The organism is Njordella aestuarii (assembly GCF_056494165.1).
Genome location: NZ_CM151397.1, coordinates 823,772 through 850,188, shown reverse-complemented (window position 1 = coordinate 850,188; position 26,417 = coordinate 823,772). Strand labels below are relative to the sequence as shown.

At 50.9% G+C, this 26,417-nt stretch carries 21 protein-coding genes; 14 read left to right on the top strand and 7 right to left on the bottom strand.

Features of this window, described 5'->3' with window-relative positions:
• Positions 1–158 precede the first annotated feature (158 nt).
• The 4 genes from SH451x_RS03295 to SH451x_RS03280 all read left to right on the top strand — a co-directional run bounded on the left by SH451x_RS03295 (position 159) and on the right by SH451x_RS03280 (position 4,579).
• Positions 159–1,184, top strand: a complete 1,026-nt coding sequence (locus SH451x_RS03295) for a glycosyltransferase family 2 protein (protein ID WP_479360947.1) — start codon at positions 159–161, stop codon at positions 1,182–1,184.
• Between the two features lie 77 nt (positions 1,185–1,261).
• Complete coding sequence (locus tag SH451x_RS03290) at positions 1,262–3,208, top strand: ABC transporter ATP-binding protein (RefSeq protein ID WP_479360946.1); 1,947 nt, start codon at positions 1,262–1,264, stop codon at positions 3,206–3,208.
• A gap of 24 nt (positions 3,209–3,232) precedes the next feature.
• The gene (locus SH451x_RS03285) at positions 3,233–4,174 is read left to right on the top strand and encodes a prenyltransferase/squalene oxidase repeat-containing protein (RefSeq protein ID WP_479360945.1); all 942 of its coding nucleotides are present in this window, start codon (positions 3,233–3,235) and stop codon (positions 4,172–4,174) included.
• A 168-nt stretch (positions 4,175–4,342) separates the two neighbouring features.
• On the top strand, positions 4,343–4,579 hold the full coding sequence (locus SH451x_RS03280; protein ID WP_479360944.1) for a hypothetical protein: 237 nt from the start codon (positions 4,343–4,345) through the stop codon (positions 4,577–4,579).
• A gap of 346 nt (positions 4,580–4,925) precedes the next feature.
• On the opposite strand, the gene SH451x_RS03275 is transcribed toward SH451x_RS03280, so the two are convergent.
• Complete coding sequence (locus tag SH451x_RS03275; RefSeq protein ID WP_479360943.1) at positions 4,926–6,026, bottom strand: glycosyltransferase; 1,101 nt, start codon at positions 6,024–6,026, stop codon at positions 4,926–4,928.
• Between the two features lie 617 nt (positions 6,027–6,643).
• Between SH451x_RS03275 and SH451x_RS03270 the strand changes: the two genes are divergently transcribed.
• The 6 genes from SH451x_RS03270 to SH451x_RS03245 all read left to right on the top strand — a co-directional run bounded on the left by SH451x_RS03270 (position 6,644) and on the right by SH451x_RS03245 (position 12,292).
• The gene (locus SH451x_RS03270) at positions 6,644–6,946 is read left to right on the top strand and encodes a hypothetical protein (RefSeq protein WP_479360942.1); all 303 of its coding nucleotides are present in this window, start codon (positions 6,644–6,646) and stop codon (positions 6,944–6,946) included.
• A gap of 18 nt (positions 6,947–6,964) precedes the next feature.
• A complete protein-coding gene (locus SH451x_RS03265; RefSeq protein ID WP_479360941.1) occupies positions 6,965–7,735 on the top strand; it encodes a histidine phosphatase family protein in 771 nt (256 codons plus the stop codon).
• 30 nt (positions 7,736–7,765) lie between these two features.
• The gene (locus SH451x_RS03260; protein ID WP_479360940.1) at positions 7,766–8,491 is read left to right on the top strand and encodes a proteasome-type protease; all 726 of its coding nucleotides are present in this window, start codon (positions 7,766–7,768) and stop codon (positions 8,489–8,491) included.
• Positions 8,492–8,503: 12 nt separating this feature from the next.
• On the top strand, positions 8,504–9,346 hold the full coding sequence (locus SH451x_RS03255; RefSeq protein ID WP_479360939.1) for a transglutaminase-like domain-containing protein: 843 nt from the start codon (positions 8,504–8,506) through the stop codon (positions 9,344–9,346).
• 438 nt (positions 9,347–9,784) lie between these two features.
• Entirely contained in the window at positions 9,785–11,284 is a 1,500-nt protein-coding gene (locus SH451x_RS03250; protein ID WP_479360938.1) for a trypsin-like peptidase domain-containing protein, read from the top strand.
• A gap of 30 nt (positions 11,285–11,314) precedes the next feature.
• The gene (locus SH451x_RS03245; RefSeq protein ID WP_479360937.1) at positions 11,315–12,292 is read left to right on the top strand and encodes a UDP-glucuronic acid decarboxylase family protein; all 978 of its coding nucleotides are present in this window, start codon (positions 11,315–11,317) and stop codon (positions 12,290–12,292) included.
• Positions 12,293–12,325: 33 nt separating this feature from the next.
• Here SH451x_RS03245 and SH451x_RS03240 read toward each other — a convergent pair whose 3' ends face one another.
• The 3 genes from SH451x_RS03240 to nadC are packed head-to-tail and all read right to left on the bottom strand — an operon-like array spanning position 12,326 to position 15,335.
• On the bottom strand, positions 12,326–12,871 hold the full coding sequence (locus SH451x_RS03240) for a hypothetical protein (protein ID WP_479360936.1): 546 nt from the start codon (positions 12,869–12,871) through the stop codon (positions 12,326–12,328).
• Positions 12,864–14,375 carry a radical SAM protein gene (locus SH451x_RS03235; protein ID WP_479360934.1) on the bottom strand — a complete coding sequence of 504 codons (1,512 nt, stop codon included), beginning with the start codon at positions 14,373–14,375 and terminating at the stop codon, positions 12,864–12,866. The genes SH451x_RS03240 and SH451x_RS03235 overlap by 8 nt, the downstream gene beginning before the upstream one ends.
• Before the next feature lie 27 nt (positions 14,376–14,402).
• Positions 14,403–15,335 (bottom strand): carboxylating nicotinate-nucleotide diphosphorylase, encoded by a 933-nt coding sequence (nadC, locus tag SH451x_RS03230; RefSeq protein WP_479360933.1) that lies wholly within the window; start codon positions 15,333–15,335, stop codon positions 14,403–14,405.
• Between the two features lie 423 nt (positions 15,336–15,758).
• On the opposite strand from nadC, the gene SH451x_RS03225 reads away from it, so the two are divergent.
• Entirely contained in the window at positions 15,759–19,292 is a 3,534-nt protein-coding gene (locus SH451x_RS03225) for a secretin N-terminal domain-containing protein (RefSeq protein ID WP_479360932.1), read from the top strand.
• A 187-nt stretch (positions 19,293–19,479) separates the two neighbouring features.
• On the top strand, positions 19,480–20,367 hold the full coding sequence (locus SH451x_RS03220; RefSeq protein ID WP_479360931.1) for a hypothetical protein: 888 nt from the start codon (positions 19,480–19,482) through the stop codon (positions 20,365–20,367).
• 26 nt (positions 20,368–20,393) lie between these two features.
• Here SH451x_RS03220 and SH451x_RS03215 read toward each other — a convergent pair whose 3' ends face one another.
• Both SH451x_RS03215 and purE read right to left on the bottom strand, forming a co-directional pair.
• Positions 20,394–21,563: a 5-(carboxyamino)imidazole ribonucleotide synthase gene (locus SH451x_RS03215; RefSeq protein ID WP_479360930.1), complete on the bottom strand. Its 1,170-nt coding sequence runs from the start codon at positions 21,561–21,563 to the stop codon at positions 20,394–20,396.
• A 62-nt stretch (positions 21,564–21,625) separates the two neighbouring features.
• Entirely contained in the window at positions 21,626–22,123 is a 498-nt protein-coding gene (gene purE / locus SH451x_RS03210) for a 5-(carboxyamino)imidazole ribonucleotide mutase (protein WP_479360929.1), read from the bottom strand.
• A gap of 187 nt (positions 22,124–22,310) precedes the next feature.
• On the opposite strand from purE, the gene SH451x_RS03205 reads away from it, so the two are divergent.
• Positions 22,311–23,228, top strand: coding sequence for a DUF58 domain-containing protein (locus SH451x_RS03205; protein WP_479360928.1), 918 nt, complete (start codon positions 22,311–22,313; stop codon positions 23,226–23,228).
• Between the two features lie 96 nt (positions 23,229–23,324).
• A complete protein-coding gene (locus SH451x_RS03200) occupies positions 23,325–25,328 on the top strand; it encodes a VWA domain-containing protein (protein ID WP_479360927.1) in 2,004 nt (667 codons plus the stop codon).
• Between the two features lie 38 nt (positions 25,329–25,366).
• On the opposite strand, the gene SH451x_RS03195 is transcribed toward SH451x_RS03200, so the two are convergent.
• On the bottom strand, positions 25,367–26,311 hold the full coding sequence (locus tag SH451x_RS03195) for a sugar phosphate isomerase/epimerase family protein (protein ID WP_479360926.1): 945 nt from the start codon (positions 26,309–26,311) through the stop codon (positions 25,367–25,369).
• Between the last annotated feature and the right edge of the window lie 106 nt (positions 26,312–26,417).

The following is a 26,417-nucleotide window of genomic DNA, read 5'->3' as shown; positions in this document are numbered from 1 at the left end:
AGATGCGACCTATTAACGTCATTTGAAACTTGGAATGAGTTGAAAGCGACGTTGCTTCAGACGCCGATTTTTGCAATTGTGGCTTCGCTTCGTAGCCCGCTTTGTTCGCAGCCCGATTACTGCCGACAGCGATGCTACTTTGAACCCTAATTGCATAAATGAACATTTTTGACTTTGTACAGTTCGACGAAAGTCGGTTTCCCCCTGCCGATTCGGCATCGCAGATGTATCATCGGCGCGTGCAAGATGGTTACGATCGCATGCGGAATGCGTCCGTTGTCATCGCCGGACTTGCTCGGAATGTTGCACATATTTTGCCTGCGACGATTCTTCGAATCGAATCGCTCGGTAAGACGTTTCGCGATTACAGTGTCGTCATCTATGAGAATGATTCGAGCGACCACACGCGTGAGTTGTTAGAAAGTTGGCGGTCGGTAAATCCCAAAGTTCACTTGTTGAGCGAAACGCTGGAAGCCCCCGTCAACCGCCCCGTACGCTGCAGTTCGCGGGCACGTTGGATGGCTTATTATCGCGGCTGCGTACACCAGTACATCGTCGATACGCTTCCGCAATCTGATTTTGTCGTGTTGTTGGACACAGACTTGATTGGTGGCTGGAGTCCTGATGGCATCGCCAATACCTTCGGTCACGACAACTGGGATTTCGTTGGCTCGAACGGCATGATCTACAAGCGTCTTGGACTTCGCAGCAATCACTTGGCACACTATGACGCCTGGGCCTATCGCGTTGATGCGCAGATGACAGCCATTGCAACTAGCGAAGTTAACTCGATACACTTTCGGCGTGGCGAACAATTAAAGCCTATCTCGTCTTGTTTTGGTGGGTTGGGCATCTACTCCTATCCAGCCTTTAGCAGTGGCAAGTACGAGGGAGAAGACATCGAACACGTGGGCTTCCATCGCTCACTGATTGCCAACGGTCATGAACGACTATACTTGAACCCGAGCCAAGTCGTTATCTATGGACGCAAGCATCGGCGATTCGACGACTACTTTCGCTTTTTGCAGTCTTCGATTTTGATAAAAAGTTTCTTCGGAGCTGAGCCATGGAGATTTTATCGTCGCATAGATTTTTCACACTGGGGTTCAACTCAGCTGCTTCAGATGTTAGAGAGCTCTCATACGGGCAACAGCATTCCAATCGGCATTAGCCGTGCAGCCTAACACCCAATGAAGCCTTTTGTAGACGAACAAGTTTTAAAGACACTTGGTAACTTATTTAGATTCTCGAGTAAAACGTAATGCATAACTTCCGACGTGCTCTTAAAGATGCGACGAAACAATGGCCATCATTGCTCGCTGCTTCTGGTTGTTCGATTATCATCGCCATTCTTTGGTCAGGAAACATTGCGGCCTTTTACCCGATTTTACAAGTCGTGCTTGAAGACAAATCGGTTCAGCAGTGGGTCGATGAACAAATCACAGCCAACGATGCAACTGCAGCTCATTTCACCAACGAAATTGCCGCGTTGCAAAAAGAACTTGACGAAGGGCGACTGGAGCAACGGGAGTTCGAGCTACAAAAGCAGTCTCGCGAACTAAAACGCGATAGTGCTCTCGCAACGAAATCGTACTATGAAAAGATTAAGCCTAAAGTCGAAAAATGGGTTCCGAAAAGCCCCTTTCGCACCATCGTAGCCATTGTTGGGATCCTCATGATCACGACCGTCATCAAGCACGTTTTCATGATTGCCAATGAGCTACTGGTAGCGCGAGTTGCCATCGATGTAACGCGAAACTTGCGATCCAAGCTCTTCTCCAAAGCTTTGTTTATGGATAGAGCTTCCTACTCGCAGCTTGGCATCAGCGGATTTTCGGCGCACATTACACAGACCTCGGAAGGGCTTTCTGGCGGCTTGGTCAACGTGTTGGGAGCAGCGATTCGTGAGCCTTTGAAGATTATTACGTGTGTCGTCGGCGCAGCAATCATCAACTGGCGACTCTTGTTGATGAGTGTCGTTGTAGCACCATTTATCGGATTCATGCTGGTCTGGATCACGCGACGACTCAAATCAATTTCGCGCAGAATCCTCGGTCAAGCCACGCTTTTTCATGAAGTCATGCTGGAATCGCTCAACAACATGCAGACCGTACAAGCCTACAGCATGGAACCGACAGAATCAGCTCGCTTTGACGAATCGATTCGCCTAATGCGATCATTCGGTCTGCGACTAACGTTTTTCACAGCCCTGGCTAAACCCGTAATTGAGTTCCTTGGCTTGGGCATGCTGTGCATGACGATCGTATGTGGTTCCTATCTCGTGCTTCAACAGAAGACAGCCATTTTCGGCATCACTGTGTCGACCGAACCGATGACGGTGCAAGCACTCTTGACATTCTTCGGGTTCTTAATTGGCACGAGCGATCCACTCCGACGACTCAGCGGCATCTATTCGAGCATCTACACCGGCAGTATTGCAGCGGATGCGATCTACGGCGTTCTGGATCGTCAAGACAAAATTGTTGACGCAGCTGATGCAAAAACAATTGCCTCCCCCCACAGTACTTTGCGACTGAATAATGTCTCGTTCGGCTATCGAGCGGATCACGTGATCTTACATTCGGTAAGTTTGGAAATTCCATTTGGCTCGACGGTCGCCATTGTCGGTGCGAATGGAAGTGGCAAGTCGACTATGATCAACCTGCTATGCAGGTTCTACGACCCACAATCCGGGAATCTAACGCTGGATGGCGTAGATCTGAAAGATATGAAGGTTAGCGATCTTCGTAATCGACTGGCGCTTGTAACTCAACAAACCGAGCTCTTCAACAGCACGATCCTGTACAACATCATGTACGGATCCCCTAACGCGACGGAAGAAGAGGCACTGGACGCTGCTCGCGCAGCCCATGCGCACGAGTTCATTGAAATGCTTCCGGATGGCTATGGAACTCGCGTTGGCCACAGCGGTCACCGCTTATCCGGTGGGCAACGGCAGCGAATTTCACTGGCCCGCGCTCTCTTGCGAAACCCAGAAATTTTGATTTTGGACGAGTGTACTTCACAAATTGACATGCATAGTGAACGATTGATCCGTCAGTCATTACGAGAACATCGTGGACGACGTACAATGATCATCATCACGCACCGCGAGGCGTTGCTTGAACTGGCGGACGTCACCTATGAAGTGAATCAAGGTGTGTTTAGCAGGGTCGAGCTTCCGGAGTCCACTTCGCGTGCAGCCTAATCATCCTTGATTGAGTTCACCGTTTTGGAAAAGCTTACGTATCTTCAAAGACTGACGCTGCAACTCACCGCAGGCGCGGCATTGCTACCCGAAGGGCTGACCAGTCGACATACGAGTTACCTGCTGCAACAGCAAAATACAGACGGCGGCTGGTCGGGCCGCGAAGGTTCTAGCGACCTCTATTACACGGGGTTCGCGTTGCGAAGCCTGGCGATCACGGGCGCATTGGAAGGCGAAGTAGCTAGACGGGCTACGTCGTTCCTGCAATCTTCACTGTCACGCTCGCAGAGCATCGTTGATCTGATCTCATTGATCTATGGCGGTCAGCTAATTGAAGCTTCAACCGACATCGATCCATTTGCCGATTTTGCTGCAGATTGGCGTCAACGAGTTATTAGATTCTTTGAAACGCTACGACGCGATGATGGTGGTTTTGCAAAATCCCCCGACAGTTTGCTTGGCAGTTCCTACCAGACCTTTCTCGTAATTCTGTGCCGCGAGTTGTTAGGGGAAACAGTACCATCAGACGATCCCTGCGTCAATTTCTTGTTAGGCCAGCGGCAATCTGATGGAGGCTTCTTGGAGGTTCGCGTTGCGAAACGGTCGGGAACGAACCCGACGGCCGCTGCCGTTGAAGCGCTCAGTAGCGTTGGCGCATTGACCGACGACATACGACGCTCTGCAATCAGCTTCATGTTAGACATGCAGACTGATGATGGCGGATTTGCGGCAAACACTCGGATGCCAGTCGATGACCTGCTCAGCACATTTACAGCACTCGTAACGTTATGGGATTTGGATGGGTTGGAGGAGGCTGACTTGCGATCTGCGTGGGACTATGCGCAATCGATGGAAAGAGAGGGCGGCGGGTTTGCAGGCTTTGCATTGGATCCCGCCAAAGACGTGGAATACACCTTCTACGGACTTGGTACGCTCGCGTTGTTGGAACCCTATCGTGAAGAATAGTTCACAGCTTAATTCGGTCACACGATTACGCTTAACGCGTCATTGGAAAGCAGTTTGTTGGGCAAGTAAGCTCTCTTGACTGGTCCAACCCCCCAGGACAAACATAGATTCTTTCGGTCGTTTAAAACGAGGAGTTCGCCCCTGTATACTCGACTAGCAATTCGCTTGGTGCTCACTGTTTTGTTAGCAGTACCAGCTGCCTTTGGCATCCTGGGGATTGTCTACGTCTTTTTCATGCTGATGGTCGGCCCGTGGGGTGGAGCACTTGACCTACCTCCAGGTAGTACGCCATACGAGCCCGACAAAATCCTCCTGACTTTATTCAGGCTCTTACTGATCGTCGGGCCGCTACTAATTGGCTGGAGATGGGCTGGCCGTCTGATGGCAAAACGTCCTTTGAATTAAGTCGCGCATTTTTAAATTGATCGCGTTTCCTAAACTCATTTCGACTCAACGACGACAAGAGCAAAGGTTTCACCTTGACCAGCAGCAAGCCAGAAGTTTCCAAGACTGTTTTCTGCATTCTCTTCCCGAACTACAGTCCATTTACTCGTTCTGCTTTGCGTTTTGCTTAGTTTCCCTCATCAACATGCGTCAAGATCGACCAACATCTGTCAAATTGAGGAAATTCGTAACATGCGACTTCCGCCGATTCACCATGAGTATGTCTAGTGATTGCCGTTGAGAGCTCCAGGGGCAAAAAATGTTCATCCCTTAATGCTCCAGCAACTTTTGCGGGTGTCCAATTCATCTACAGATTCGTCGCGTCTTCTAAGACCGGTGGGGTGTTCGTGCGTTGCGGCAGTTTGACTTCAAGTCGCAAGGAGTTGAGTTCACTCAGGATGCTCGACTCGTTGAAGTCCTCCTGTGCAGATTTCCGTCTGACGACACAAGGCTTGACGACAGACTCAACGACAGAAAATTGTTGTGCTGATGGGCCGGCTTGTACGAGACGGTAGAGGTATTCACCAAGCACCACCATCCCAATGGCGAGTGGGCAAATTGAGCTCACAATGGTCATTGCCAGATAAGCCGTAACGGTCGCGGCCGATGCACCTGAAAGCAGAGCAACCGCTGAAGAAGTGATTCCGATAGCCGCAAATGCAATGACCGAGAGGGCTGATAGGTAAAGTCCGCGGACGGGTGTCCGGGAATGCGAAAGCAATGCTTCGCGCAAAGTATTGAAATGATTCTGGGCTCGGAGTTTCAAAGATGGAGGGCGGTGCCAAGTGCGTTCCATGCCAACGATTGAACGCCGAAAGCCAAGCCTGGCAGTCTGTTGCGCGAGAGTTCGATTATCGCACGGCTGGGTACGAAGGGCGCTGACTACCTTTTGATCCATCAAACAAAAGTTGGCTGCATTGTAGACGACAGGCACCGAGCAGCGGCGGCCGACCATACGGTAGCCAGCCCGGAGTGCTTGACGGTATCGCGACCTTTCCGCTTCTGTATCTCGAACGGCTAGAACGCAGTCGGAGCCTTTACGCCATTTGCGAAGGAACTCCGTAATAGTGCGAGGGTCTTCGCTGCCGTCAGCCGCAATCGTGATATAAGCATCGGCTTCCACTGCTTCCAAGCCCGCTTGGATGGCGAGTCGGTTTGAAACAGGAGCGGCAAGATTTACGCAATGGATGCTTGCCTCACTGAAGCAGATGGCGTCCAGATACTCACCCAAGTGTCGTTTGATCGGACCATTTCGAACTAAAACAATTTTCCAGGGTGCACGCGTCGTTCGCATTACGGAACGGATGTCATTGATGGTGCGTGGTGTCGCGATCGTACTGGCGTCGACGGGGACTACGATGGCGATCATTTTGTCTTGGACGTTTTCGCGGACTTGGGCGATAGACATGCTGTTTGCTTCCAAAGCCGGAATAACTCTTACACTGTTCAAAAGCGATTGCTCGAGGCGAGTTGGTTGCTCAAGACTGGCTGAATGAGGTGTGGCGAAGCAGAGTTTTCCAGCGGTATAGCGGTTAATCGAGGATGCGTGGAAGGAAGGTCGTTGGCCAGCAGGGAAACTGGAGCCATGAGAACTGTAGCCCACGAATAATTAGAACTGCGTTGGATTCGAAAACAGCCTGGGGCCAGCAACGTAAAACTGGATGGGTTGCATCGATTTTCACGATTGGCAAGCCAATACAGGGAAGGCGGTTTAGGCAAGCTTGATGACACTTGGGCGGCTGGAATGCTCAAGAATCGATCAGAATTCTGCTTCGCCTCTAAGGAAGCACGCTCGAACCGACCCCTATTCTCAGAGTTGATGCGAGGCTGGATACGATGTTAACCAAATTCTTACACAGACTCGCTTGACGCTGATCTCGGTACAGTATTTGATAGAGCAGTAGAACGATTCGGCGGTGCACATCTGGCTTTTGCCAGTCAATTGACATGAAACCTCTGGCTGAAACGCTGGTTGTCGCCCCATCGCTCCAACTCCTCCGTACGAATAAAAGCTGGCAGCAAATCATGGCATCAAATACTACGATGACTTCGTCGCAATCCTGGGGAGCTGGCTGGCGTCTTGCTTCTTACATATTGCTGACCACGGTCGTGAGCTGCCTTGCTCTGGTCGTGAACATGGGCATGATTTACGTCTTGTTTATGTCATTGGCCGGTTTCGTTTCCGAGCCGGTGGCGCTTTATGGCGGCCAATTCATGCTATATGTCGGTCCTTACATGCTCCTCTTTTTAGAGTGGCGGCTGTGGGATTCGATTGCTGACCCATTTCGACGGTATAGTTCCAACGGCTCCGGGAATACTGGTGAATGATAGTTTGATGAGTGTTGCATGACGTCGGATAGGTTAAAGAAAGCACCAGAGGCTGCGCAGATTCAGGGACGATTTCTTATCATTCGCCACGCGCAATCTGCCAACAACGCTCTACCGGAGCACTTGCGAGTCTGCGACCCAGGATTGACGGACGTAGGCCATAAGCAGGCTCAGCACCTGGCAGAATATCTTGCAAATTGGCCCATCGCACATTTGTACTGCAGCGGTTTTTTGCGATCTCTTGAGACAACGGCGGCGATTGCCAAGCTCAACCGTTTGCGGCCTTTTGTGCATAGTCAACTTTTTGAAGCCAAAGGTTGCTACAGTGGGCACGTCGAAGGAAGCCTCGTTTCGGAACCTGGATTAGGACGACTAGCTATTCTTCAAAAGTTTGAAGGCTGGGAAATCGACGAGGCCATCACTGACCAAGGCTGGCATTTTGGGAGGCCAGTTGAAAGTCACGAGCTGCTTGTACAGAGATCGAATGATGTTGTGAACTGGATGAGTCAGCGTCTGCTTGTTTCGCCTAATCAAGGCCTTGAGGCAGCGAATCCAGCGTGGCACGCCATGGTTATTCATGCTGATTTCAAGCAAACGTTGCTGTCGGCTCTCATGAACGCCAACATAAAGTCAAAGGACTCTGCACCGCGTGCGACTCATAATCAACCGTGGGAAGTTGAAATTCCCTGGAACACTTCTGTAACGCAAGTAGAACTTGTTGGTGGACAATGGAATGTCGTTCGCTATAACGAAGTCACTCACTTGGCAGATCATCTGCTAACTGCCTAAGTTGAACTTCATCGAATAGCGAAGAATAGAATGACATTTTGTATCGCCGTGCGCGTCAAAGAAGGAATCGTGGCGCTAGCCGACACGCGGATCGTGAAGGGGGGCGAGCGGCTGAGCAAAGCCAAGCTCGCCCTGCATCTGGCGCCGAATGGTTCGTTTTTTACCATGACCAGCGGACTGCGAAGCGTTCGTGACAAGATGTTGATCTACGGTGAAGAAGCGATGGCAAAGTCCGAAGACTCATTCACCCGACTTTACGAAGTCGTGAATTTGTTAGGTGAGCAACTGCGGCGTGTACGCAATGAAGATGGGGACGCGTTGCAACAAGGAGGGTTTGCTTTTAACCTGCATGCGATTGTGGGCGGAAGATTGTCAGAAGACACCGGCCCCAGCCTTTTCCTGATCTATCCTGAAGGCAACTGGATTGAAATCAATGACGACTCGCCTTATTTCATGATCGGCAGGACGCCGTATGGTCGTCCCATCATGGATCGGTATTTGGATATCAATCGGCCGCTCAATCAAGCCACAGCGCTTGCGTTGTTGGCTTTCGATATGACGGCTTCAAGCGTAACAGACGTTGACTATCCGATCGATGTTGCAATTATGCGATCAAACGCCACGGAGTTCGTGCAAGGGCGTTACAGTTCGGCTGACTTAAAAGGTGTCACTGATCACTGGTACAACGCTATGGCACAGTGTTTGCTTTCAATGCCCGACCAGTGGCTCCAGCCGCTCCTATTTTCTTCTACCTAAGCCTATAAAATTATGCAACCAATCGTTGTCGGTTCGAGATTAAACTATCAGATAAATAGCCCAACCGTCTTTCTACTCAATATCTCTATCGCAGCGACGTCCCATCAAGAGGTTTTACAGGAGTCACTGACAGTGAATCCGAACCTGCCGATTACGGCGTGCCAAGTCGGGTTGGCTCAGAACCGATTTCATCGCCTATCCGCTCAGCCGGGAGAGATCCAAATCGAGTACAAGGCGACAGCGAGCTTGCAACCTGTAACTGAAGACACGCCGCAGATCGAGCAGATCGACTATGCGAATTTGCCAGCTGATGTGCTAACCTATTTGAATCCGAGTCGCTACTGCGAATCAGATCGACTCGCGAACTATGCCTTTGCTCAGTTCGGCAATCTGCCAGCCAACTTTGATCGAATCAACAGCATCTGCGATTGGATTTGCAATCATCTCGAATATCGCGGCGGTACGACCAATGCGCAGACGACAGCTTGCGACGTGCTGTTACAGAGACAAGGTGTTTGCCGCGATTTTGCACATTTGGCGATTGCCTTTTGCCGGGCTCTGGGTGTTCCCGCTCGTTATGTTTCTGGGTATGCCTGCCGGTTAGAGCCACCAGATTTTCATGGCTTTTTCGAAGCGTACCTGGGTGACCGTTGGTTCCTGTTTGACCCAACTCGACTTGCACCTCCTGCTGGCTTGGTTCGGATCGGCACCGGTCGTGACGCGGCCGATACTGCGTTTGCAACAATCTGGGGAGCAGCTACTTTGCAGAGCATGGAAGTTTACGCCATTGAACCGCAGCAAGAAGAGCAGCTGTTGAATGAGCACGCATCTCAAACCGCAGTTAGCACTGCGTGAAAAGTAAGGCACGAGTTAGCCATCATACGATCGACGCGTGTTTGGTCGGACTAGACAAGCGTTTTCTATAAGTAAGCCGACTGCGGACGGGAGGTTCGCGAGCGGTAGAATCGAGGCAGCGACGGTAATTTTGCAGCGCCCGAGAATCGCGATTCTAGAATGCTGCGATGGTCTCGCTCCTTAGTCAGCTAGCTAAACGCACGCATGCGCACGGCGCGTTTGCCACGGAATCGCAGCTAAACTCATGCGTCAAATAACTCCGCCTCCATAGGCCTGGTAGACTTGGAAGACTTGGTAAGCCAGGGCGTTTATTCCCGATCGAGTTCGGGAGGTCATGCGGCTAGTCGTTTAGAACCGATTCAATGAGTCGATAGCGTTGCTGTTTGGTAATAACTCCAAACTGCATGGTCCGACTAGCCCTCCGAAGACTCAGAACGCATGAACTATATCAGCGACCATGGACGCGTCAATCGGCTTCGATATGTGCATTCGTTGGGATTTGCTATCGCAGCAATAGTTTCGACAAATTGCATTAGTAGTGCAGAGACCTGGGCGGTTGAACCACAAGCCATTCAGGATCGCGCTGAATTGCTGGCTATCCAACCGATTGCAACCAACGACGATTCGCCTACCACAAGCCGCAAGACACCGATCGTACGAGCGATTGCAAATGCGGAAGCAGCCGTCGTCAACATTCAAGGCAATAAGACGATTTCTACGGTAGCTGGGTCCGGAACGGTCAAGCAAGAAGTCAGCGGGATGGGTACTGGGGTCATTATTGATCCCCGCGGTTACATCATCACAAATTTGCATGTCGTTCAAGACGTTCCGCGTATAGAAGTCACGCTAGCCGACGGTGAAACCGAAATCGCTAAACTGTTGAACTATGATCTTGATACTGATTTGGCAATGATCAAGATCGAGTCCAAAAAACCGCTACCAGTGATCCCATTTGGCACTAGCCATGACCTGTTGCGTGGCGAAACAGTCGTAGCGATTGGCAATCCATTTGGTTACCAAAACACGGTTACCGTAGGCGTCATCTCTGCATTACATCGCGATGTCCCAGTGAATGGATCACAGCAATATCGAGATTTGATCCAAACTAACGCCGACATTAATCCGGGAAATTCTGGCGGCCCACTGCTGAATATTAATGGCGAAGTCGTTGGGATCAACGTTGCCGTCCGTGTGGGTGCTCAAGGAATTGGTTTCGCTATTCCAATAGATCAAGCGATCGACGTTATGGCAGACTTGATTGCTGCACAGAATCCGAACGCTCCAACGCATGGTGTGAATTTAATTCGGGTAGTCGACAGCAAAGGCCTTCACTGGCAAATACAACGGGCGCCGACTTCCGAAGTCCAGTTGACTTCCACCCGCAGAGAGGATGCTGTTCACCCATTCCAGTCCGATGTACCTTTGCAGACAGGAGACTTCTTGGTTTCCGTCGATGGGACAAAAGCGCCACCGCGATTGGCGCTTGAATTAGCCAGGATTGACCGAAGGGCTGATGATCGTGTCAGCTTGGTAGTAGAACGCAACGGAACAACACTCCAAACATCGCTTCTATTGGAACCCTCTTCCCAAGAGTCGCAACGAGCAGCGATCGCTGAAACAGAACTGGCGTGGACACAGTTGGGTGTTCGGCTGAAGGAAGTTGACGCAGATCAGGTTCGTACAACGGCGGAAGAATATCAAGGCGGCTTGAAAGTTGTTGAAGTGCGACCAGGTTCGCCTGCAGCTCGACAGAAGATTGCCAAAGGCGACACGATAGTCGGTATATTGAGCTGGCAAACTCCTGATTGGAAAGCACTTAACTGGGTGCTGAACAACAACGATTTCAAGAAGAGTACGAATACGAGATTTTACGTCGTTCGAAACAATAGGACCTTTTTTGTTGCGATGGATCTGGGACAATCGGGCTCTTTGCGATAGTTCTAGTGTTGCTTCATAATTGAGGTTCTTGTGGGACGAATAGAGCGAGTACTTGTAACGGGTGGAGCGGGTTTTCTAGGTTCCCATCTTTGCGAGCGACTGATTGAGCAGGGGCATGATGTGATCTGCCTGGACAATTTCTTTACCAGTCAAAAATCGAATGTCGAACATCTGCTCGATCATCGAAACTTTGAGCTCATTCGGCACGATGTGACGCTTCCAATATTCTTGGAAGTCGACCAAATTTACCATCTCGCGTGCCCTGCAGCTCCTGGACACTATCAGTATAACCCGATCAAGACGATGAAGACGTCCATACTGGGTTCTATCAATATGCTCGGGATGGCAAAACGTTGTCGCGCAAAGATCATGCTTGCCAGTACCAGCGAGATCTACGGCGATCCCCAAGTGCATCCGCAGGTTGAAAGCTATTGGGGCAACGTCAACCCAATCGGCATTCGTTCTTGCTACGACGAAGGCAAACGCGTCGCAGAGACACTCTTCATGGATTACTATCGCTCCAATAACGTGAATATTCGAATCGTTCGTATCTTCAATACGTTTGGACCTCGGATGCATCCTTATGATGGTCGCGTGGTCTCGACCTTTATTCGTCAAGCGATTACGAATCAGCCAATCACAATTTTCGGTGAAGGGGAGCAGACTCGGTCGTTCTGTTACCGCGATGACTTGGTTGACGGCTTTCTGCGATTAATGAATGGACCCGATGACTTTATTGGCCCCGTTAACATTGGAAATCCCGGCGAGTTCACGATACGCGAGCTCGCTGATAAAGTTATTGCGATGACTGGGTCGAAAAGCCCACTTGTGAAACGGCCACTTCCATCCGACGATCCCACTCGACGACAACCAGATATCACGCTCGCTCGAAAACACTTAGGCTGGGAACCCACCATTAGTTTGGAAGAAGGGCTGACCAAAACAATCGCTTGGTTCCGATCGATCGATATGACTCACTATCGTCCGCCGACTCCGAATTATTCTTAAATTTGTCGTTGCGACAGCGTAAGCAGATTCAGCTCAGAAGCTGCGTTTCATTGAGCGGGGGCGTCCAGCTGTCGCACGCAAGATGAGAACGGACACGAGCAAGCTGATCAGGAAACTGAACAGAAACACCATCGAAATTCCTAACCCGCTGTCGCCGCCAGCGCTGAAGACGACAAGTCCGCTTGGTATGCAAATGGCAACGAAAGTGCCTGTCATCGCAAACGCTACCAACAATCCGATCCCTAACGACGCAAAATAGCTCGCGGCCAACTGATCGCTAGGGCAGCGGATTTCTGAATCTGGTAAGCTGCTGTGATATTGGCGATTACTGAAGATCCCAGATCTAATCCAGCCGAAGATCATTGCGACTGTTAGAAACAGGCCTAGGCCTTGCGTGATCGCTGCCACAACGATGGAAAGAATCAATGCGATTGCCCACGAACCCCAGTACATAGGCGGATAAGTGCGCCGATTGGGGAACTGGTTGATTCCCAGATCGTTCTCAGGTGACTGATAAGGATCAGGCACTGCACTTGAGTTATAGGGGTCTTCGTAAGGGTTATTGTCTTGGTTATTCATTGACACTCAACTGGGCTGCAGGTTCAGTGGCACTGCGATTGCCGGTATCAGCCTTCAATGGCGGAAGTGCAACGTGTCCGTCGCGGTAAAGCACATTGTAAGCGCAAAATGGGATTAAATGTCCCGATGGCAGAGTGTGATGCGTGCAGCACTTCATAACACGTCGTATATCAAAGTTGTAGACATCTAGAAACGATGTAATCGTAATCCGCAGCAGATCTCTTGCCCCTAACTTTTGAGCTAGTGCGTCGGCAATGAATCTCTCCGTCATCTTCCTGTTATCGAATTCAACGTGGCTACTTTTCGTCGTAGCCTCAGCGTTTCCAATGGACATCAACTCAGGTTCTGGCTGGCAGTTGCTGTTGGGTCCGCAACAATTCTTTCGCGTCAAGTACTGTGAAACCATTCGGACGCCCTGTTCTCGGGTGAAAGCCAATCCGTTAGCCAGCAGGTCAATACTGTTATCCAAATCGAAGAATCGCGTTAGGGGTATGAACGTATTCCCATCGCGATACGCCAGGGAAAGTATATGGCAATTGGGATGAGCACAGGGCAGTGGGAAGAAATCACTTTCGCTGAATAGACCGTCCGTCTGCTCGCAAATTCCATGCACAACATCTGGAAAAGTTATTCGTTGTTCAAGTTCTTCGGGCAAGAAATGGCGGCCGCTGTAAGTTGCCGGCTGGAAAGAAATGCCCGTGACGCAACGATGCTCCGCAGCAAACTGCACGAGCGCGCCCATCTGGGAGTCGTTCACTCCCGCCTGCAAGGTCGCGACGATCGTGACATTTAAACCGGCAGCTTCGATACGTTCAATCGCCTTGAGTTTTGTTTCGAGCAATGGCTCACCGCGAAGTGATTCGTAAACGCTATCAGTTAAGCCATCAAACTGAAGATAAATCTCCATCCGTTTACGATTCGCCGCTAACTTTTCTAACAGCGTATCATCCGAAGCCAATCGAATGCCGTTGGTGTTCAGCATCACATAATCGATCGGCTGGGCGAGTGCGTAATCGATGATTTCATACAGTTCAGGGTGCACAGTCGGTTCGCCGCCAGAGATCTGCAATACTTCCGGCCTGCCTTCTGATGCAACGAGTGTGTCGATGGCAACTTTAATAGCCTCAAGCGATTTGTGCTTTTTCCCAGGTAAACTGCTGGCATAACACATGGGACAACTCAAGTTGCAGGCGTCCGTTATTTCAAGAACACCAACGCACGTATGCTGTTCATGTTCCTCGCATAACCCACAGTCGAGCGGACACCCTTTGTCAGCTGCAACACTAGTTTTCTGTGGAAGTTTGGCTGGTTGAGCGTTCTCAAAACGATCAAACCATTTTACGTCGCTGCAGATAAAATCTTCGCGCACACCATGATTTGGACAAGTTTTGCGAAAGTAAACTCGATTGTTGCGCGAGATGATCTTTGCGGGAACAACATCTCGGCAATCTGGGCACAGTGATTGAGTCAACCCCAGAAAAATATAGTTTCGATGTTTAACCACAGCAGTCTTTCTCGTTGGAAAATTTGCTCAAGACTGAATCAGCCAGTCAAGCCCAAGGTCTAGATTTACAGCCGAATGTGTCAACGCGCCAACGCTGATTCGATCGACGCCTGTTTCAGCAATTGCCCCGATCGTATCAAGGTTGACTCCTCCCGATGCCTCGAGCTCAACTGATGGCATGACTTGATCACGAAGTAGAACGCACTGACTCAGCTCGCTACAACTCATATTGTCCAGCAACACAATATCTGGATTCGCCGGGAGAGCTTGCTCAAGCTGTTGGATGCTATCGACTTCGATTTCTACGATGATCTGTTCGTGGTGTGGAATTGCGGCCGATTCGAGAAAATCTCTCGCCATCTTAACAGCAGTAAAGGTGTCGAGAGGCTTACCATCGCTACCGCCGTTGGCAGCCAGATGATTATCTTTAATCAACACGGCATCGTAGAGTCCCATACGATGAGTATGCCCTCCGCCACAACGCACAGCATACTTTTCGAGCCGTCGCCAGCCCGGAGTCGTTTTGCGAGTATCGTACACGCGAGCAGCCGTGTGTTCGACGCGACTAACAAAACGTTCCGTCCACGACGCGATGCCACACATCTTACCAAGTATGTTCAGGATCGTTCGTTCGCATGTCAACAGATCACGTATAGAACCGCTCAGTGAGGCCAAAGTTGTCCGAGGGCCGAATTTCTCGCTATCCCCGACCATGATTTCAAACTCGATCGATGCGTCGAACTGTTCTACGATGGCTTCTAGTAAATTAAAGCCAGCTGCTACGCCACCTACGCGAGAGACGATCGCCGCGCTGCCTCGACCTCCTTGGGGGACCAATGCCGCGGTTGTCAGGTCAACCGACCGATCGAGATCTTCGCGGATCGCCATTCGAACAATCTGTCTTAAATCGTCCAGAAGAATAGCGTCAATAATTTGCGGCTTAAAATCGCGAGTAGGCATCTTTAGTGTAGTTTGCGTAACGAATAAGTGACTGAACACATCGCGTCCAGTAATGGAAAAGCCGTTGAACCTGGGCGATAGACTAGCATATTCTCAGCAACCGTTCATCTGCCAGTGGGAAAGCACTTGGCCGGCGTAAATCGACAGGTGCGATCAGCGATGTTCGGCCTTGGGAGCAATTGTTGTTTTGCGGGTCCTTCCCTAGCCGCGGACAAGTTCGGTGATTCGGCAATTTGCGTAAGATATTCTGGAAAATCTACCTTTGCAGGTTCTTCCTGCCATTTCGATTGAACAAATAGGTCTGTCTTTTCCGATGTTGACGATGCAGCGGTGCTTCTGTACCGCATGCGCTTGATTCGATTTTCGTGTTTTTCGTGAAAACCGGATTTTTTTGTCAAGTACCTTTAGTCGGGTGGGGCAGCCGTGCTACGTAGTTCCAGAAAATTCGCGCGCTATGGTATTGGTATCTGCTCACTGCATCTCGCAGTGATCTTTGCCGCAACCACATTTGGGCAGCAGTTCCAAGTTCCTTCGCAGACACAAAGCCTGCCTAGACCTGCGAACAGCGGTAACTTGGGTCAACCCAATCTTTCGGCAGCCCAGCCTACCCTGCGGACGTACAATCTGCCGCCAGAAATGGTTGGTACCGTTGCGGCAGCATTGCGAGTGAAGTTCGCCAATGATCCGTCGGTAACCATCACCACGGAACCCAACAGCGATCGTCTGATGGTCATGGCAACGGAGCCAGTACTTCAAGATATAGCTGTCACCGTTGAACGTGTGAATCAGGAAGTCGGCGTTAAAGTACAAGCGAGTGGCGGTGAGCCGCTGACTCCGGCTGAAACGCAACGCATTTATCAGTTGCGAAATACCGATTCGGCTAACTTCGAAAAAGAGATTGTCGCGATCGGCGGACGACTGTTGTCCGTTTACAAAACATCCCAGGGGGATATCGCAGATTATCGCTTGGCTGGCCCAAACAAAACAACCAATGACCTGCGTGTAGATCGTCGCAATAACTCGGTGCTGCTGCAGGGTTCAAGTAAAAGTGTCTCGGCCTGGCAGCGTGTTGCGGCCGCGATTGACAACGGTTTTGCACCTGGAGGTAGCCCCGCAACGCTTGCAACGCTTGACAAAGCCAAACCAGAGAACATCCAGCGCGCAGTCAACCTGATCAAAATGGTCGCCTTCCAGAATGAAGGTGAAATCGCAAACGATGAAGACACCGGAGTCGTTCCGTTCGGCACTGATTCCGACGACGCAGCCACCGCACTTGGCACCGCCGAAACTCTGGGCGAAGAAACCGGGTTGTTCGGCGACGTGCAGATCGAGTTCGTTCCAGAGTTGGGTGTCGTGATCATCAAAGGCCGTAAGAGCGACGTGCAACGCGTTCTGAAAGTCATCGAGGACATCAAAAACAAGAGTGGCGAAACACAGCCACAGGTTGAGATTGTCGCATTGCGGCATGTTGATTCGCTTGCACTTGCCGGAATCCTAACAACGCTTTACACTGAAAACTTTGCATCACGCCAAGGCACAGTAAGTATCACCGGATTGGGACAACCCAACGCGATTTTGCTGATTGGTCGTCGCGAAGCAATGACGCCGATCCTGGAATTGATTACAAAGCTGGATCAACCTTTGGATCCGACAAGCCAGTTGAAGGTCTTCAAGCTGTTGCACACTTCAGCTGTCGATGTTCAAACGACCCTGCGTGACTTCTTTGTTGATCGTCCAGGCTCAGGCACCAACGCTCGTCCCGGCCTAGGTGTTCGCGTAAGTGTGATCGCCGACTACCGCACGAACTCGCTGATCGTTCAAGCCAGCCCGCGTGATCTTTTAGAGGTTGCGAAACTGATTGAAGAAATCGACGTCACAGCAACTGCCGCAGAGAACGAGATCCGCGTGTTCTCGCTTCGAAACGCTTTAGCGGCTGACCTGCAACCGATTTTGCAAAACGCTATCAACGGTGTTGCAGAAGGTGCTGATACTCGCGCTACGCCCCCCAGCAGTCGGCTTACGATGGTCACGGGCGATGAACGTGTAAACTCAGGGATCCTAGCCGGAGTGGTTGTCACCGCGAGTCCAAGTATCAATGCTTTGGCAGTGAGAGCTCCATCCAAGAGCATGGATTTGATCGCAACATTGATTCGAGAATTGGACCAACCGCCCAATCTGGAAGCCCAGATCAAAGTGTTCCCAATCGAGAACAACGACGCCACCTCGCTAGCTCAGCTTATTCAGCAAACGTTTGGTCTACAAGTCACCGCTGGTGCAGCCACGACAGGCATCGGAGCTGGCTTCAATCAGAACGCCGCCGCGCAGGCTGGCAGCAGCGATGCACTGGTACCACTTCGCGTTTCAGTCGACACACGTAGCAACAGCATCATCGCCAGTGGATCCAAGAGTGATTTGGAAGTTGTCGAAGTGTTGCTTTGGCGTCTCGATGAAGAAGGTGTTGAATCGCGTCGAACCGAAGTAATTTGGCTACGAAATAGCAACGCTTCAGATGTTGCAACCGCTATCCAGACGTTCCTTACTAACCAACGCACGACGATCAACCAGACACTACTGCAAGGTCAACAAATTAGCCCTTCGGAGCAGATTGACCGCGAAGTGATCGTGGTGGCTGAACCAACAACGAACTCGTTGATTGTCAGTGCGACACCGAAGTACTACGAACAGATACTTGCCGTCATCGAACGACTTGATCGTCGGCCACCGTTGATCATGGTGCAGATTCTCCTGGCCGAAGTTCAGTTGGACGACTCATTTGAGATGGGAGCAGAATTCGGCCTGCAAGATTCACTGCTTTTCGACCGCAACACAGCAACCGGCGGAACGCTGACGAGCCCTGGCTTCAATTTAAACACTCCTTTTACCAATGCTGTTACTACAGGAACACCTGGAAACTTGGCAGGTCAAGGTCTTTCGGGATTTGGCTTGGGCCGTTCCAACTCAGCCCTTGGTTATGGCGGGCTTGTACTATCGGCGGCAAGCGAGTCGGTGAACATTCTCGTGCGAGCATTGCAAGATGCAAACCGATTGCAAATCCTCTCACGACCTCAAGTGATGACTCTTGATACCATTGAAGCATTCGTTCAAGTCGGTCAAAACGTACCACGCGTGACATCGGTGACTGCGGGGAACGTCAACGTCGCTCCAACGATTGCTACGACTGATACGGCCGTTGGTTTGATTATGCGAATCCAACCACGAACAAACCAAGACGGTTTGATTATCTTGGACGTCCAAATCGAACGCAGTGCCCTTGGCAATGTCGACGCAGGTATCCCAGTTGGATTTTCAGCCAACGGCGACGTCATCCGTTCACCAATCATCAACATCACTCGGGCGCAAACCCGCGTCAGTGCCTACAACGGTCAGACTGTGGTCTTCGCGGGTTTGATTCAGAAGACACGTAACACACGTTCGCGTCGCATTCCATGGTTGGCTGATATTCCTATCGCTGGAAATCTATTCAAGTTCGACTCGGAGACCGAAAGTCGTTCAGAACTATTGGTTGTCATGACGCCACGAATCATTCATAGCGAAGAAGACATGGATATGATCAACGACATCGAAAGTTCGCGAATGAGCTGGTGCTTAGCCGACGTCGTCAATATGACTGGAATTACGGATCTGTCCCCAGGCAACGGGCTTTGGGGGCCAGCTTGCTCGCCAGTGATTTATCCTGACTTGCAACCAACCGTGGAATACATTGACGGCGTTCCATCGGAGATCATCCTACAAGACGATGCAGGGGGCTATCCGCAGCTAACACCAGCTCCAATCGGACCGGGTCCAACGGAAGTTCCCGAAATTATGAACCCCGTTGTAATCCCACAGGCCAATCGAATGATTACGCCGCAGCCAAACCAAGTGCAGCCATCACCGATTCAGCCTGCCCAAGCTTACGAATTGAATCAGGCGACAAGTATGAATACTTTCAACTAGAGCCATATCAATCATCCACTTTTAGGCCATCACGCTTGCACAAGCGTGGTGGCAAACGGCGAGCAAAATGAATCCTGTACAGCTTCAATACGCTCGCTATCAAGTCACTTGGTGAAACCAATATTTGAATCGCTTAACACTCGATTGCATCCCAGTACAGTAGTCTTAGGCAAGGAAGCCTGTAGTTATGTTCAACACTCGCGAAGTTTCGATTCATTCAGCACCAACACCGATTCAGCGTCGCCGCTTCTTATTGACTGCGACCCTGACGACTGGTCTTCTTATCACCGGCTCGACACAAACTGGTTGTAGCCCGTTTTCGTCGGACGCTAAAGCTGGTGCCAAGAAAGAATCAAAATGGTCTTGGTTTAAGAAAAAGGAGTACCAAGAACCTCGCTCGATGGTCGCTATTTGGACCGAAGATACTTTGGTCGCTCCTGGCAAACCGGTGACCCGAGGATTTGGCGGACGGATCTATTTCTACAATGAAAAAAACCAGGCAATCCCTGTTGATGGCGAACTGGTTGTCTACGGTTTCGATGAGTCGACGCGTAACATGACGCAAGATGTGCGACCGGAAGCAGATCGGCGATTTCGATATACCGCCGAACAATTCACAACGCACTTCTCTGAAAGCGACCTTGGCGCCTCCTATAGTGTCTGGTTGCCGTGGGAAGCTGATGGTGGAATGCAACGCGAAATTACACTCATACCAACGTTCACTTCAAAATCAGCCAAGATCATACGTGGCGAATCATCTAAAGTCTTGCTAACCGGTAAGAAGTCTTCGACGCCGACGCGCGAAACCCTTCCAGGCATGCCACCTCCAATGCAACCTTTGTTAGGAGCGAATTCTCCAACGAATCAGGTGCAAACAGCATCTGCGACCATGCCGACTAATGGCTACGGCTACTTGCCCGGCCCGACGATCCCTTCGCCGTCGAGCTTTGCTCCGAGCCAGATGACGAATCAAACGTTCGATAATATGCAAGGCGCTGCCTTGACACCAATGCGTACGACAACCATCGAGCTTTCAAAGTCGTCCAGCATATTCAACGGCGTACCGAAGAAGTAAGAAACGTAGTGACTACCGAGCGGAGTCTACTCAGTCACTGCAAATAGCCTACCTGGGGAGCGAATTAAGCTTCGCCTCAGGTGCATTGCATGGTCGCTCGCTGCCTTTGATGTCGGCGCGACCACGGTTAGGTGGCCCATCTTACGACCAGGCCGAGCTTCTGCTTTGCCGTACAGATGCAATGTTGCTGAAGGATCCGCGAGGGCATTTTCCCACAGCGGCTCTCCGCTGTTCCAAATGTCGCCCATGAGGTTCACCATGGCGGCCGGCGTACGTAGCGCAGTCGATCCTAAGGGCAGCCCGGCAATTGCTCGCAGCTGCTGCTCAAATTGACTGGTGATCGAAGCTTCAATGGTTAAGTGCCCTGAGTTATGAGGTCGCGGTGCGATTTCATTGATCAGCAACTTCCCGTCTGCAACGAAAAACTCGACGCACAGCAATCCAATCAACCCGAGATGGTCGGCAATTCCTGTCGCAATCGATTCCGCTTCCTTCGACAATCCCGCCAAATGCTCTGGCACCGGACAAACGGACAGGTCGAGAATATGGCGAACATGAGTGTTATGAATTAATGGGAAGGTCTTGATTTCGCCTTGTACCGATCGCGCCACCAGGATCGATACCTCGTCTGTAAAGCCAATCCTCTTTTCCGCGATGACATTGCTTGGTCCCAGAATCGCCAGTGCGTCCATCGCTTCCGCTTCGTTCCGAACAGACCGCTGTCCCTTGCCATCATAACCCCAGTTTGCTGTCTTCAGGATTAGGTCCCAACCTAATTCTGCTCCAGCCTGGCGGAGCGTTTCTGTGTCATGAATCGCTCGGAAAGGTGTGACCGGAAACCCAGCTTGGCTGAGCGTCGTTTTTTCGACAATACGATTTTGAGCGGTCGCCAGCACAAGCTCTCCCGGCCTAACGGGTGTTATCGAGGCCGCGCGTTGAATCGCAAGTAGCGGGATGTTTTCAAATTCCAACGTAAGAACGTCGACCGACTTTGCAAACTCTTCTATGGCTTGAGGGTCTTCTAATGCGCGCTGCAGCGTCTGCGAGGTTACTTGAGAAGCCGGGCTGTCTTCTTCCGGAGTGAAAATGCTGACATGGTAGCCAAATCGATGAGCAATTTGCGCGAACATACGCCCGAGTTGACCGCCCCCCAACACTCCAATTTTTGCACCCGGCAATAGTACTTTGTTACCCACGTTTATAATTGGTTGCCCTTGAATAGAGTTGAATTAGATTACACTTCGATATACCTGAGTGCTCATTCCGCAACTTTTTCGGAAACACTCTCGGTTTGTTGCTGCATATAACGGTCAACAGCTCCAGCCGTTATGGAAGACTGGTTGGCTAGAATTCTTGCCGCCAACAAACCAGCGTTCTTGGCTCCGGCGCGGCCAATTGCTAAAGTGCCGACAGGAATTCCACCCGGCATCTGAACAATGCTCAGCAACGAGTCGAGTCCCGAAAGTGCTGCTGACTGCACCGGGACCCCCAGGACTGGCAACCGCGTCATTGATGCCACCATGCCGGGCAGATGGGCAGCACCGCCGGCACCAGCAATGATGACCTGCAACCCTCGGTCGACCGCCGACGTTGCATATTCGACCATGCGCTGCGGAGTCCGGTGAGCAGAAACAACCGCGACTTCGTGCGGAATCCCAAGCTCTTCCAGGATATTTGCCGCCGACTTCATCGTCTCCCAGTCGGATTGGCTACCCATAATGATCCCGACCAGCGGCTTTTCAGTGGTGTTATTCATAGGATTGAGTCTGCAGTATGCACACGTGCTGCAGGTTTTGCTTTACAATTCAACGAAGCGAGGGTGAAAATGGCAGCGATGTCGGCCATCAGGCCTCTGATTATGGTTAAAGCGAGTTACCTTAAAAGCCGTCATCGGTTATTTCCTTTATGACGGGCAGGCCGAGCGAACGAGCGGTAAGAATCTGATGAGCACATTGGCGGAAACAACAAAGAAAACTGAAGCCATCTTGTTGCCGGAAACCATGGCTAAACTCGAGCGTATGGAGCTGGTGACGCGGAAAGTTTTTCGGGGCCGCATGAAGGGCGAACGTCGCAGCCAACGAAAAGGCCAGAGTGTCGAGTTTGCCGATTTCCGGGCTTACGTTCCGGGTGACGACTTGCGGTTCATCGACTGGAATTTGTTCGCACGCATGGATCGCTTGTACATCAAACTATTCCTGGAAGAGGAAGACCTGCATATCTATCTGTTGGTCGACGATTCCACTTCGATGACTTTTGGACAGCCGACGAAACTATTTGCAGCGCAACAGCTTGCAGCCGCCTTGGGTTACGTTGGTTTGTGCCGCGGCGATCGCGTCAGCGTCCAATCGTTTCATGCTTCACAGCCTGTCGTCCTGCGTGGACGCTCCAGCACGCATCGTCTGGTTTCGACGCTGCAAGATTTTTCCGCACCACAGAATGCCTCCGACATCCAGACTCGCGGTATTTACGAAGCCGTTAAACAATTTGTTTCCCGCTGCAAAGGGAAAGGGATCGTCGTCCTATTGACCGATCTAATGGACAAGAACGGATACGAATCAGCTTTGCGGATGCTGGTCGCTCGCGAATTGGACGTTTTTCTCGTCCATATTCTCAGCCCGGACGAGATTGAACCGACGTTGAAGGGAGACCTGAAGCTGATTGATAGCGAAGACGAAGACTCTCGCGAAATCAGTATTTCTGCGGCTCTGCTACAACGTTACCAAGCGACTTTGGCAGCCTTTATTGCGGAAGCAAAATCGTTCTGCAATCGCCGCAGTATCAATTACATTTCCGCAAGAAGCGATCAATCGATCGACTATATGGTTCAACATTACCTTCGGGCGCGAGGGCTGGTACGATGAAACGAAGTCGTGCAACTTTGGTTGGCACCAGGTAAGGTTGCCACTTTCGCTCCATCCGTTTTGACATTAACTTTCTTAATACCGCGATAGTTTTCTATGAGTTGGATCAGTGCGTTAGCGCCGTGGCAATGGGCTGTAATGTTGTCAGTGCCACCTCTGATTGTGCTGCTTTATTTTCTAAAGCTTCGTAGATCGCCGTTGCTGGTGCCTAGCACCTACCTCTGGCGACGAACGGTCGAAGATATTCAAGTCAACAGCCTTTGGCAGCGACTCCGGAACAATCTCTTGTTGATCCTGCAGTTACTCTTCATTTTGTTGCTTATATTAGCGTGCCTCCGGCCCGGCTTTCGATCAAGCGAAACCCAGGGTGATCGCAAAATTTTCCTGCTGGATAACTCTGCAAGCATGCAGTCGACTGATGTTGCTCCATCACGTTTTGAGTTTGCGAAAGACGAAATTCGCAAGCAAATACAGAACCTCAACGACGGCGATGTGGCCATGCTGATCGCCTTTTCAAACCGCGCCGACGTTCGCCAAGGTTTTACGTCCGATCGCAGTCGACTCCTGGCCGCACTGGATAGTACCCAAGCAACCAATCGAACCAGCAACATAGCAGAAGCCTTGCGCGCAGCGGCGGGATTGGCGAATCCTGGGCGTAGCAGTTTCGGAGATATGACCGATTTGCAAGTTGCCGAAGCAATGCCGGCAGAGATCGAAATTTACAGCGATGGTCAATTCCCAAACGCCAACGATTTTAACCTTGGAAACTTAACTCCAAAGTATATTCCGATTGGCACCGCCGAATCGGATAACGTCGGAATCGTTGCCTTTTCCGTCGACCGTTCGCTCGAAGATCGAAACCTAGCTGAAGCCTACGGGCGAATTCAAAACGCTGGTACAACAGAGCAGACCGTAACTGTCGCGTTGCGTCAAAATGACGATTTGTTAGATGCTTCGGAACTAACAATCCCCGCAGGAGAAGCTCGGGGTGTAACCTTTAGTTTAGAAGGAACTGTCGCGAACGCCGTCTATACTCTCGATATCGATCACATTGATTCATTGTCCGTGGATAACAAGGCCACGGCAGCTTTACGGCCCGACCGGCGCATTGAAGTGTTAGTCGTTTCGGACGGAAGCCAGGCACTACAAACGGTGATGGCAACCTCAACCATAGCCGAGATGTCGGCCGCGACCTTTATCACTCCCGACACCTATCGCCGTTGGAGTGAGAACAACTTTGCACCGCTTGCCGATGCCGGCATCAATCTTGAAATCGCGTTCGACTTGATCATTCTCGACGGCGTAGAAATCACAGCGATGCCTCCAGCCAACACCTTAATTATGGGGGGATTGTTAGGAAACAAGTCCGGTTGGAGCTTTGGCCAAAAGTCAGGTCCAGTCATCATTGTCGACTGGGATCGTGCTGATCCGTTAATGCAATTCCTAACCATGAGTAGCGTGCAGGTAGTTCAAGGGCAGAGTGTGGCTGGACCTGAAGGCAGCCGCATCCTGATGCGTGCAGACAATGGCCCCATCTTCTCGATAGGTCCTCGAGGCGCTTACCAGGACGCGGTGCTCGGATTTGGCTTGAGAGCTGAGATCGACGGTGAAGTAGTTACCAACACCGATTGGCCGATCAAGCAAAGTTTTCCCGTATTTATATTTGCAGCACTAGAGAATTTGGGGGGGGCAACTCGACATCGCTCCAATCTCTCCGTTCGCCCCGGTGACGCAGCCGTGCTGAACGTCCCTCCGCGACTTAACGAGTTCTTGATCGCCGGCCCGGATGGCACCAAACAAAAAATTGAGCGAGACAGTGCGGGGCAGGTTATCTGGACTTCGACCGAACAACAAGGGCTATATACTGTCGCCACTCCCGACGGTCCGGACCAACCACTTGATGCATTTGTTGTGAATCTAGCTTCAAGCGACGAGTCGAAGACCGCTATCGCTAGCGACCTACAATTTGGATATCAAAATATCGCTGCCACCACCGTAAAAACGCCTCAACGGCAAGAGCTGTGGCGATGGTTGCTGGTCGTTGGCTTGATGGTACTTGTGCTTGAGTGGACTGTGTTCTCCAAACGTGTTTTCGTCTGAAGCAAGCACTACACGAAAGCAACCGGTGAAAGCCTTACTCAAACCAAAGCGAACGCTTCCTTCATCGCCTTGGAAGTTGCTTCAGCTGCAGCTTCGTTGTTCATATCGTTCAACTTTTGATTGAACGGTTCAGCGCGGATAGGACCATCGAAACCAATTTCGACTAAGGCACCTAGGAAGGCTTTGAGGTCAATAACACCAGTTGCGCAGGGGAGCTCGCGGCGATTATCAATCTGTTCGTCACGTTCCAAGCCAGCAGGAGCGTCATTTAGATCAACCGCGATGATTTGATTGTTGTCTAGCGACTTAAGATCGTCCACCGACTCTCCGGCAGTGTACCAGTGCCAACTGTCTAAAATGAAACCAACGTTGGACTTATTGATTTCCGCCAGTAGATCTTTTGTTTCAGCCATTGTGTGAATAAACGGATGCTGCTTTGAGGCCCACAGCGTCTTGGGACCGACATATTCAAGGCCAAACCGTAAATTATTGTCGCCCAGAATCGACGCTATTTCTCCCAGGCGTCTCACGTGCAAGCGAAAATTTTCCATGTAAGTAAGTGACGCACTTGTAGGACTGAGCCATGTTCCAACGCGAGTCACCCCACACTTGTTGAGGGCAGCCGCAATCGGCGGTAGTTGCTTGAGTTGCGATTGGAATGTGGTTTCATCATTGCGAAAGTCGACGGAAACGCCACCGGCTCCCCAAACGAGCTTGTTTTCACCGAGCTGTGCAACGATTTCCGTACGAGCCGCATCATCCAAGCTAGCAAGAAATTCTCCCATAGGCTGGATCGATTCGAAACCGTTCGAGGCTGCCAACGCGATCAATTCGCGTTGGTTGACATCAATACCCACAGTGCCGGGACATAAATCGAGCGTGAACTTACGTGAAGCCTGAGCCGCACGAACAGTCGTCCCCCTTAACATTGGTCCCGCAACAGCGGCAGTGGCTAACAATTTTGTGAAAGTTCGACGTTGCATGAGCGGGGATACCTTAAAGTTCTAGTGAAAAAGGGAGCTTTGGGTTAGACTATAGCGTTGCGAATTACAATATGACACGGTTAGGTCTGTGGTAATACCCTTGTCG

Bases quoted from the DNA above. Each gene is read 5' to 3' on its own strand.
- SH451x_RS03295 (WP_479360947.1), top strand. From the start codon at position 159: ATGAACATTTTTGACTTTGTACAGTTCGACGAAAGTCGGTTTCCCCCT.
- SH451x_RS03290 (WP_479360946.1), top strand. From the start codon at position 1,262: ATGCATAACTTCCGACGTGCTCTTAAAGATGCGACGAAACAATGGCCA.
- SH451x_RS03275 (WP_479360943.1), bottom strand. From the start codon at position 6,026: ATGTCTATCGCCCAAGTCCGCGAAAACGTCCAAGACAAAATGATCGCC.
- SH451x_RS03270 (WP_479360942.1), top strand. From the start codon at position 6,644: ATGGCATCAAATACTACGATGACTTCGTCGCAATCCTGGGGAGCTGGC.
- SH451x_RS03265 (WP_479360941.1), top strand. From the start codon at position 6,965: ATGACGTCGGATAGGTTAAAGAAAGCACCAGAGGCTGCGCAGATTCAG.
- SH451x_RS03260 (WP_479360940.1), top strand. From the start codon at position 7,766: ATGACATTTTGTATCGCCGTGCGCGTCAAAGAAGGAATCGTGGCGCTA.
- SH451x_RS03255 (WP_479360939.1), top strand. From the start codon at position 8,504: ATGCAACCAATCGTTGTCGGTTCGAGATTAAACTATCAGATAAATAGC.
- SH451x_RS03250 (WP_479360938.1), top strand. From the start codon at position 9,785: ATGAACTATATCAGCGACCATGGACGCGTCAATCGGCTTCGATATGTG.
- SH451x_RS03240 (WP_479360936.1), bottom strand. From the start codon at position 12,871: ATGAATAACCAAGACAATAACCCTTACGAAGACCCCTATAACTCAAGT.
- nadC (WP_479360933.1), bottom strand. From the start codon at position 15,335: ATGCCTACTCGCGATTTTAAGCCGCAAATTATTGACGCTATTCTTCTG.
- SH451x_RS03220 (WP_479360931.1), top strand. From the start codon at position 19,480: ATGTTCAACACTCGCGAAGTTTCGATTCATTCAGCACCAACACCGATT.
- purE (WP_479360929.1), bottom strand. From the start codon at position 22,123: ATGAATAACACCACTGAAAAGCCGCTGGTCGGGATCATTATGGGTAGC.
- SH451x_RS03205 (WP_479360928.1), top strand. From the start codon at position 22,311: ATGAGCACATTGGCGGAAACAACAAAGAAAACTGAAGCCATCTTGTTG.
- SH451x_RS03200 (WP_479360927.1), top strand. From the start codon at position 23,325: ATGAGTTGGATCAGTGCGTTAGCGCCGTGGCAATGGGCTGTAATGTTG.
- SH451x_RS03195 (WP_479360926.1), bottom strand. From the start codon at position 26,311: ATGCAACGTCGAACTTTCACAAAATTGTTAGCCACTGCCGCTGTTGCG.